Consider the following 9,849-nt stretch of genomic DNA (forward strand, 5'->3'; position numbering starts at 1 on the left):
CACATCGGCGGTCTTCATCCCCGCCTCTTGCTCTTTCAGCACCGAAATGAGCTGCTCTTCGCTGAAAAGGCTGCGCCGCATGGCCCTTCTCCTGATCGAAGACCCAACTTATCCGTGGCAGGAAGTCAGAGCAGCACGTCAGGCCGAGCAGTGACCCGCGCCGCGATCGACACGATCGCCTGCCAGCGCGAGGGATGTTCATGTGCGTGATCCAGCACCAGCCGCACAGCCAGCTCACGCACCTCGGGCGAGAACTGATTCGTCGTCCTCCTCGTCATAGCCCCATCCTCTAGTCTTATGGATGGGCTCTGTCTCATGCAAAAATGAATAGTCGAAGGGAGTGCCGATCCCGCCCGACGACGCCTAGGAGCGGGCCGAAATCTTCTTGTTCGCAATGGGCTGTTCCTGAGTGAGGTCCCCCTCGGCTCTTCTTCTGCTTTGAACGGATACATGGGCTTCGGGCCCGCATGACAAGACGAAGGGAAGTCCCGAATGAGCCAGACCATAGGGATCGATATCTCCAAGGACACGCTGGATGCCTACCGCCAGTCCGATGGACAACGCCTTCAAGTGCGGAACGATCGCGATGGTCATCGGGCGCTCCTTCGCTGAATCGGCCGGAACGCCGAACTCCTTGTCGTGTTCGAAGCAACTGGTGTTTATCATCGCGATCTGGAACTCACGCTAGGTGCGCGCGGTCTGCCGTTCGCGAAGGTCAATCCGAAGCAGGCTCGCCGGTTCACTCAGGCAACGGGCCGTCTCGCAAAGACAGATCGCGTCGATGCCGCGATGCTTGCTCGCATGGGCGCCGCTCTTGCCCTAGCTCCGCAGACGCCTCGGCGGCAGAACTTCCATGATCTCCGAGAGTTGCTCGCCGCCCGGCGTGCCCTCATCAAGGATAGAGCCGCTGCCAAGATTCGCCGGTCGACCGCGCGAATCGCGTTGATAAAGCGCCAGCTGGATGCGCGGCTGAAGCGGGTTGGCGACGATCTGGAACGCATCGACGCCGAGCTGGCGTCGCTGGCAAATATGGACGCTGGCCTGGCGGAGCGGCTTGCCATCCTGCGCAGCATACCGGGCGATCGTGACGTGACCGCCATAGCGCTCATCGTTGATATGCCGGAGCTCGGGGAGCTTGATGGAAAGCAGGCCGCAAGCCTCGTCGGCCTGGCGCCAGTCGCTCGCCAGTCAGGCAAATGGCAGGGCAAAGAACGCATCCAAGGCGGCGTGCCGCGTTGCGTCAGGCGCTCTACTTTCCCGCCATAGCCGCAGCGCGCTTCAATCCTGATCTCAAGAGAAAGTACGAGGAGTTCATCGCTGCGAGGAAGTAAAAGAAGGTCGCGCTAACCGCGATAATGCAGAAAATCATTGTAATGGCCAACTCCCTCATACGCGACGGCCGTCATTGGAATGCGACGCTTGCTTGACCAACACGGATACTCAGGAGTTAGGGCCTCCGACAAACTCGGAGCGGTTCCCGGCAGCGGACGTCACCAATTCTTTTCCAGGAGATCCTTCAGCGCGACGTTATCCAGCATCGCGTCGGCGAGCATGCGCTTCAGCTTGGCGTTCTCATCCTCAAGCGTCCGCGGCTGCTTGGCCTCTGACACGTCCATCCCGCCGAAACGGCCCCACGGACCTCGCACTTACGGCACAGATCCACGACCGGGACCCCAGCCTCGCGCTCTTTCGGGATGCCGATGATCTGCTCTTCCGTGAAACGGCTGCGCCTCATGTCCTGGCCCTCATATGGGCCAGAACGTACTTCAAACTGGATGAGCCAGGAGGGAAAATCTCACCAACCCAAAACAACCATCAGCATCGGGGAAATTCTCACTGATACTCACATCAATCCTACGCGGAATTCAACACTCCTGCGCCAGCGATTTGAAACCCTTCAATAAATTTACAACATAAATTCTTTTATCATTATCAATACCATCAATTATAGATATATCATCGAGATAGTCATTAGCCAATCTCTCAAACCTATCAATATAATAATTATCGACCAACCCTTGAACCTTGAGCACTGAAACCACGTATCTCAACTTGTCTTTAATTGTATCAATATTTGATATACTTACAATATCTATTTCATATTTCAGCTCAGACAATGCTTTAATTAACCCCATTCGCATTTCATCCTTTCTCCACATAGTATTACCCCCCCAACACCCAACCAGGCCTTTCATATATTATCAGGCCGAAAGCGCGCATAAACTCAGCGCAAACTCACGAGTATGCCGCGCCAGCATTTGGTAGGCTGGACGGAGATTGGATCTGTCTCAAGCGGAAGTCCAGCGACTGCCAAGAAATCCGCAGAGAGTGAGCCATAGGAGCGCTCCTGGACACAAACACCCGCCACCAGTGTTAGGGGAACGGATGACTGTCAATGACATTCACGTGGATCAGCATGGCGCGCGATCAGAAAGCATGTCACGGAAACAGCCCTGATTCGCTGTGGACGATGCTCAAGGGGTGATTTGATCGTTGAGATCCGCGCTTGATCAACATCGAAGGGCCCTCCGATACACCTCACCGACCGCCCGGCGGGCGCGCCACACGCCGGGAAGTAATTTGCCAGCTTGCGTCGCACCCCCCCCCTTTGGCCGAAGCACCCACGAGACCGACGCCATCCGCGCGAAGAGACGGGCAAGCGCGGCATCTTCACCTTCAGCCCTTGCCTCTACCGCCCGAAGACCAAATGAACGAGTCGTTAATAGCACAAAGCAAATGCCACCAAGCGCCATGACCGACGCCCCAAGAATTGCTTGCAGCCCCAGCCCTCGCCGCAGCACGCATCTGGGGCGGTGCCTCATGGGTCCGCCCTCTAGGGCCAAGCATATTGTGATGAGCGCGGCCAGCCTTTAGTACTAGCTGTCCATGACTGGGCGATCAAAGCTCTCGCCAAGGCGCATCGTCGCCTATCCGCATGCCAACAATTGGATATCCAGAGAATCAGTAAATAGACGAGCCTCAGACAACACTCTCACTTGACTGGAACATAAAATGAAGATACCAGATGACATTCTAGTCTCAGTTGATCTTGTTGCATCCAAAATGATAATAACTCGCGACGACGCAATAACCTTTATTCTTAGAACCTGGCTAAAAAAGAACGGATATACCGGCAAAGACTACCCAGCGAACGATTTTGACAACCAAGATGACGATGACTGGCTCATTCCTATTGAGTGATGCTGTTTGAAGCGAACCCGCCATAGAAGGTGGGGCGTGCCCGTTGAGGCGGACAGCGTGACGGTGGGCGATTGACCGGAGGGCCGGGCTCGCGAAGGATAAAAGCCATGGCAGGACTTGGGCAATTGTTTACCATCGCGATGATCATTGCGATCCCGATTGGTTCGAAGGTGGCGAGTTAACGGCGCCGCGTGACAGGTCGGATGAAAACAAGAGATTTTAATGTCTTATGAGACGAAATTGTCCGTCTCCTCCCCTCAAGCGCAAAAGTGCCATGGCCTGGAGTGGCCTCGCGGATATAGTCCTGACGAGCCCCCTCTGCAGCTGAACATCCCAAGCGGTACTTACGGAGGAAGCGCCGCACGGCGGCACTTGTCCGCTACGGTGTATCACGAACCGGTGACGAAGGGTCGGTTTAGCGGCTACGCTGGTGCCGCCGCCTGCTGGACAACCCGCTCAAGGCGCAATGGCTGCTCGGAGGCTAAGGTCCTGTTGCCGACGGATTCGGAGTTCCTTAGAGAGCGGACCCATAAGGTGTTGGTCGAGAGGCGCGCTGGGAGCAGCTTGATGGCTGCGAGGAAGTTGTCGGCCCTCGGTCGTAGCGCGTGGCAATGCGGCGCATTTGTTTGATGCGGTTGGATAAGCGCTCCACAAGGTTTCGTTGGCGATATGCCCCGCGGCTGAAGCTGAAGGACGCTTTGCGGGTCGAGCGCGGCGGGATGTTAGACCAAGCGCCGTGGTCTCGCACAAGGGCGCGTATGCCATCCGCGTCGCGGGCCTTGTCGGCGGTGTCTCTCACTCCCGATCGGACGTCATCCAGCAACGTCACTGAGATCGGCGCGTCGCCTGCCTGTCCCACGGTGAGTTCGATTCGGAACGGACGGCCTTGGGACTGTCAGGATTTCCGTGTGAGGGCGGCCATACTGGACCCGATGGAGGTTCCCGATGGCACGACGCAAAGCCCCCCGCATTCCTGACGCGCTTCTGGACCAGCTTTTGTCCGGCGCCGATCCCAAGACGGCCTTCGAGGCCAATGGCCAGCTCGACGATCTGAAGAAGGCGCTGGCCGAACGGGCCCTGAACGCCGAGATGGATCTTCACCTGGCGGGCGACGAGGCCGGCAACAGCCGCAACGGCTATGGCCGCAAGACGGTGACGACCGAGACCGGCCGGATCGAGCTGGAGATTCCGCGCGACCGGCAGGCGAGCTTCGATCCGCAGCTCATCGCCAAATACCAGCGCCGGTTCCCAGGCTTCGACGACAAGATCATCTCGATGTACGCCCGCGGCATGAGCGCCCGGGAGATCGTCGGGCATCTGCGCGAGCTCTACGGCATCGAGGTTTCGCCCGATCTGATCACCGCGGTCACGGACGCGGTCCTGGAGGAGATCGCCGCCTGGCAGGCGCGGCCGCTGGAGCCGGTCTATCCCCTGGTCTTCTTCGACGCCCTGCGGGTCAAGGTCCGCGACGAAGGCATCGTCCGCAACAAAGCCGTGCATATCGCGCTCGGCGTGCGCGCCGACGGCGCCAAGGAGATTCTCGGCCTCTGGCTCGAACAGAACGAAGGCGCGAAGTTCTGGCTGCGCGTCATGAACGAGCTGCGCAATCACGGCGTCGAGGACATTCTGCTGGCCGTCGTCGATGGCCTGAAGGGCTTCCCCGACGCGATCCGGGCGGTGTTCCCGGAGGCCATGGTCCAGACCTGCATCGTACACCTGCTGCGCCACAGCCTGGACTTCGTCTCCTACAAGGATCGCAAGCCCGTCGCCGCGGCATTGAAGGACATCTACCGCGCCATCGACGCCGCCGCCGGCGAGGTGGCGCTCAGGGCCATGGCGGCCTGATGTTCAACCCGCCGCCCTCACACGGAAATCCTGACAGTCCCGACGGCCTTCGGCATCGACGAGAGCGTGGATATTCGTCGTTAGGCCGCTGCGGGAACCTCCCATGCAAGGATCGCCAGAGCCCCTTTTTACCCGAGGCCTCATGATGGTGGACCTGGACGCAGGGCGGGTCGACCATCACGATGTCGCCGTCGTAAGCCTCGGGCGCCGCAGCCAAAAGCCGGTCCCAGACGCCGACGTCCCACCATCAGCTTAAGCGATTCAGTCGCGCCGGTCGAGCCCCGTGGCGCTCCGGCACGTCGCGCCAGGACCAACCAGTCCGAAACCGCCACAGGATGCCGTTGATCACCCGCCGGTCGTCTGCCCGAGCCCCCCCCGAGCTACGGGCAGCAGCGCCTCAATGATCCGCTACTCGTCGTCCGAAAGTTCATGTCGTCGCATCCCCATTTCCCTCCAAGGAGAAGGACCCAACATCAGCTCTAAAGAGGAACCCCGTTAATGGGAACGTCCCGTTAGTTCAAAGGCACAAAACCCATTCCCGAACGAAAATCCAGAACCAAGCTCGCCAATACGGCGCGCGTCGATACAGGGGACGCAACTGCGTCACCATCACGTTCGGCCCCTAAAATACTGATATAGTATCGTTGCTTACACGAAATATTCAATAAGTCTCCTGTATACCGGATCCATTATTGCGATTATTATCCGCTAGCTCGACCAATATGCTTTAGTTTAAATGACTTTTCTAGAATCGGGTGATGGGAGTCCGATGTCTCGATGAGGCGCATGCCGCAGTTTGTCGCAGCCACCCATACTCCATTTTTTCTAAGCTTGCCCATCGGCATTTAACGCATATAGCGTGGAAGAATGTCCTATTCTTCATGCCGCGCAGGAGCAGCGATGATCCTAAGTCTTATAAAGAAAATTTTGATTAATTATAACGGAATTAAAAATTCTACAGATACTGAATATAAATTTGAAGATAAATCGAAAAAATTTATGTTCTATGAAAAAGAAGATGTTGAACTATTGCTGAATAATTATAAAAATTTCATTATGAATTACATAAAAAGAACAGAAGAATTGGTCCTAAATATAAATGATCCGCATAAGTATCAATTCTATTCTTATTATGGAATGTATCCTTCTGGATTTCATAATCTATATGGATTGATGATAAATGAAAACGAGAAATATTGTCCTCCATTTTTATCCGACAAAAGTGATTTTTTAAGGATAATAATTTACACGGGTGCCGCAGAAACTCTCAAATTTTCTTTAAAAATTGGTCCAGCTGATATCGAATTCACGAAATATAAGCGTAGAATTACAGCATCCAGCCCTACGTTTGCTGAAAAAATTCGTGTGAAAGGAGATTCTATAAGTATAACTTTTAGAAAACATGAAGGAACACATTATATTGCCCTGAATGACAATTTAGTTTCATCGATAAATAATAATTATGTTTCTATTTCTCCAAAATATTGCATTTATGTTAAAAAAGGAAATATAATTTTAGTAAGCAGTCAATATATATATAATTCATTTTACCAATCGTTAGAGTTTCGAGGAACTAATAACTTTGATAATCGAATATATGAAATAAATTCAGATTCATTATCATATAGATATAAATGGGAGAGGCAGAGTAACGCGCTTTATAGTCTATTTTTATCACTGAATGTAATATCTGATATTAGATATTACGTTCTTTTATATAGTATTAATATGAGTAGCGAAGAATTATTTGCTATTGATAAGGTACTCGCTTCCGGTCGACGTTTGGCGGCGCACTTCTATAGCTCCTTCGTGCAATGGCCTGCGTGGCGGCCAGCCCAAGGGGCTTATCCCGAAACGGGGTTCTGGGATTGGAATAACTGGGCTAACGGGCTGCTACCTGGAACCTATGCATTGTGCGCGCGATTGATAGATAAAGACCTTGATCCAAATTCCATTTCTGTATTTCAACAGAAGGCTACAAGCTGGCTGACCAGTACCCGTCGAGTTAACTTCATACCGGGGCATCATTTTCCACACTGGAAGCATTGGTTAGGACGATCAACCAATCATGGCATCGTGATTTACGCCAGCTACCTGTTAGCAACTAAGATTTTAGGAATCTCGGAGATAGAGGAAAACATAGAGATTGAAAATGATTTAATTCATGTTCTCGATAATTCTTTTCCGGACGGAAGCTATCTTGAGGGACCGGGATATATTATTTTTGCGGTTGGCCACATAATTCCATACGTATGGTCAGGATTTAAGTCATCGCGATTGGATTGGAGTTCATATTGTCAATCGAAATTTTCTAAATTATCGAAAATAAATCAGTATCTGAACGCTGTTTCTGGTTCAAATGGACAGCCTTTTGGTAATTTTGGCGATTATCAGCTTACTAATTGGCTGGGGTCGTCCGTTCCGTACTTTAGCCGTGCCATTTCTCATGCATGCGGTGTCTATACCATTCGGCAGTGCATAGCTGGCGGTAACGAAATTGGCACCGACTCATACGCGGCTCTCGCAATCTTGCTCCCTATTCTAAAGACCAGAATCGATTATGTTGATGAAAATGTTAAGATGACTAAGTATGAGCACATCAGATCCGCCAGTATAGAATATTTTTATAAATCTAAAAAAATTGGGTCACTGTTTGTGTTTGGATCTCGTCTACATAAAACTCATAATAGGAGTCATTGCTGTGGAAATATTATATTTGAGTTTAATGAAAAGGAAATTCTTATCGAACGACCCGGCATATCATTTCACAATCACAATGTAATCTGTCCGATAAAGTACGGAAAATTATCTGAAGTTGGATATGATAGATCATATAGCGGAGATGTTGATACGAAATTCGTAAATAAAAATATTCATATTATAAATTTTAAAGTTAACTTTGACAAGAAGATAGTTGATGATTTTCAAATGTTAACCTTTAGAAGGAGCGTTATTTCGTACTTTAACGAATACCCGATATTGATCGTAATCTCTCGAATGATGATGACCGAACCAAGAGATATGGCGTTATTGTTTAATGTAAATAACCATATTTTGTCTGGAGACTCAAAGGCCATTATTGAGAATGATTTTCTAATAAGAAATTTTATACATTATAATGAAAAATTTACAGACGGAACAATTTCTACGATAGATAATAAACTGATGTATATCAATCTGGATTCGATCCATCAGTCGAAAAGGCATCAGTACAACAAATCATATTCATATACGATGGTAACTGTTATGTATAACAATCGCATATTTGATAAAATAATTGAATTTGATGAAAATCTTTCCTGTCTTTCTTTAAGGTTAGGTGAAAATAGATTGCGCATATACGAATCATTCGATAAATTACGCGTTGATTATGATGGAGAAATGCTTCCAATCGATTTGGACTGGTGCGATAGCGCCTGACTTCAGCGGCCAATGTCAGAGTGTCTATCGGGAGCGCGGTGGTTATTCAAAAGTCACTTATCGAGATTCACGATGAGGTTTGCACGATGAATATCATCGAGTTCGTGGGCACGCCTTGGCTGGCTCCGCAATGGTATGAGCTATTGCCGTCGGAGCGCTCCAGTCCTGAGCGACTAGTTCGTACACCTCTTGAGCCGATCGAACACCCTCACGCAAAATACCGGGTGGCATTGTCAATACCCGTATCCGTCTCGTTCGGAAGCCCGACACCAGAGGAAGCCGCCGGGTTCGAAATTCGTTGGCTGCCAGAGATGATCTTCACCAACATGCGTTAGAGTAACCAATTCCGTGCACCCGATCCGGCACATAAAAGAGCCTCGTCCGACCTCCGAAGAGGCTGAGCGAGGCGAGGGCAAGGACGGCATACGAAGAGGACAGGGCCCTCTCGCTGGACAGGTTCCGGAGGCCATCCACCAGACGGATAGGTGCCGACGTCGCCGGAAGGATCGGTCGCAACGCCCTGTGATGTAAAGGTTTGGGAGGGTGATGTTGGCGAAGGGGGCGGCTCAACCGACATCCTTGCGAGCTCTAGACGCCGTCGGCCTCCAGCGTGTGCCGAAAGCCCGCCGGCCACCCAACGGGTTGGCCTGCGCCCTTAGCCTGATCACAAGCGGAGAGAATAGCGCGGGCGAAGCGGCGTAGCTCGGCCGGATCGCCATGGGCAGTGTTGTAGCCACATCGACGATGACAATGCCAGTCGGGAGGTCGAGCACGGCCCAGTCGGCACCAGCGGCGTGAAGTCGCTGGACCTCCATCCGCCTACTGCTTGAGGACATGGGCGCGAATCCCAGCCCAGATCACGATGAGCACGCCGCCGGTGAGGATGCCGGACACCGTGTAACCTACCTCGGCCGCTGTCCCGTCTGTTACCTTCCGCCAGCGCCGCAGAAACCAGAAATCCTTGCGGGATCCCTCGCGGTACTTCTTGTCCTCGAGGTAGAGGCCGGCATCTGCGAAGCCGCGTCGCACTGCCGTTTCGATCAGGCCGGTAAGTTCTTCTCGCGATATGGACAGGACCGCAGTTTCCGACGACTCGTTCCGCGTCGACTACGACCCAAGCGGCTTGTGGGCGATCCACCGGCCATAGAGAACGGGGCGGGCACCGGCGATGGTCGTCAGCTGAGAGGTGAGACTATCGACGCTCGCAGCGTGCCATCGGCGAAGTCGAGACCGAGGAAATAGACTCCGCCGACCAGGGCGAGCAACGCGCCTAGGTGGCGGAGTCATAACGCATTGATCCAGATGCGTGCTGCGGCAAGCTTGAGTGCGGCGAGGAAGTTGTCCTGGCGGCGGTCATAACGTGTGGCGAGGCCACGCATCTGC

The 9,849-nt window shown here is 52.5% G+C and carries 6 protein-coding genes and 5 pseudogenes; 4 read left to right on the top strand and 7 right to left on the bottom strand.

Annotation, left to right across the window (positions count from 1 at the left end; genetic code table 11):
- Positions 1 to 152 precede the first annotated feature (152 nt).
- Positions 153 to 278 (bottom strand): annotated as a pseudogene (locus tag KHC28_RS27165) (IS3 family transposase); the annotation flags it as partial.
- An 85-nt stretch (positions 279 to 363) separates the two neighbouring features.
- Positions 364 to 594 carry a hypothetical protein gene (locus KHC28_RS01155; RefSeq protein WP_214006519.1) on the bottom strand — a complete coding sequence of 77 codons (231 nt, stop codon included), beginning with the start codon at positions 592 to 594 and terminating at the stop codon, positions 364 to 366.
- A 45-nt stretch (positions 595 to 639) separates the two neighbouring features.
- Here KHC28_RS01155 and KHC28_RS27170 point away from each other — a divergent pair, with 45 nt between their 5' ends.
- Positions 640 to 1,266, top strand: coding sequence for an IS110 family transposase (locus KHC28_RS27170; RefSeq protein ID WP_312893043.1), 627 nt, complete (start codon positions 640 to 642; stop codon positions 1,264 to 1,266).
- A gap of 233 nt (positions 1,267 to 1,499) precedes the next feature.
- Here the strand turns inward: KHC28_RS27170 and KHC28_RS01165 are convergent.
- Both KHC28_RS01165 and KHC28_RS01170 read right to left on the bottom strand, forming a co-directional pair.
- Positions 1,500 to 1,735: pseudogene (locus KHC28_RS01165) on the bottom strand (transposase); the annotation flags it as partial.
- 130 nt (positions 1,736 to 1,865) lie between these two features.
- On the bottom strand, positions 1,866 to 2,195 hold the full coding sequence (locus KHC28_RS01170; protein ID WP_214006512.1) for a hypothetical protein: 330 nt from the start codon (positions 2,193 to 2,195) through the stop codon (positions 1,866 to 1,868).
- 1,951 nt (positions 2,196 to 4,146) lie between these two features.
- Here KHC28_RS01170 and KHC28_RS01180 point away from each other — a divergent pair.
- Positions 4,147 to 5,034: pseudogene (locus KHC28_RS01180) on the top strand (IS256 family transposase); the annotation flags it as partial.
- 54 nt (positions 5,035 to 5,088) lie between these two features.
- Here the strand turns inward: KHC28_RS01180 and KHC28_RS27175 are convergent.
- Positions 5,089 to 5,451: pseudogene (locus KHC28_RS27175) on the bottom strand (transposase); the annotation flags it as partial.
- 462 nt (positions 5,452 to 5,913) lie between these two features.
- On the opposite strand from KHC28_RS27175, the gene KHC28_RS01190 reads away from it, so the two are divergent.
- Together KHC28_RS01190 and KHC28_RS01195 are read left to right on the top strand one after the other, a co-directional pair.
- Positions 5,914 to 8,466, top strand: a complete 2,553-nt coding sequence (locus KHC28_RS01190) for a hypothetical protein (protein ID WP_214006514.1) — start codon at positions 5,914 to 5,916, stop codon at positions 8,464 to 8,466.
- Between the two features lie 86 nt (positions 8,467 to 8,552).
- Positions 8,553 to 8,801, top strand: coding sequence for a hypothetical protein (locus KHC28_RS01195; protein WP_214006515.1), 249 nt, complete (start codon positions 8,553 to 8,555; stop codon positions 8,799 to 8,801).
- A gap of 484 nt (positions 8,802 to 9,285) precedes the next feature.
- Here KHC28_RS01195 and KHC28_RS01200 read toward each other — a convergent pair whose 3' ends face one another.
- Complete coding sequence (locus tag KHC28_RS01200) at positions 9,286 to 9,495, bottom strand: hypothetical protein (RefSeq protein ID WP_214006516.1); 210 nt, start codon at positions 9,493 to 9,495, stop codon at positions 9,286 to 9,288.
- A 254-nt stretch (positions 9,496 to 9,749) separates the two neighbouring features.
- A pseudogene (locus tag KHC28_RS27180) lies at positions 9,750 to 9,849 on the bottom strand (IS5/IS1182 family transposase); the annotation flags it as partial.

This window comes from Ancylobacter sonchi (assembly GCF_018390695.1).
Classification (GTDB): Bacteria; Pseudomonadota; Alphaproteobacteria; order Rhizobiales; family Xanthobacteraceae; genus Ancylobacter; species Ancylobacter sonchi.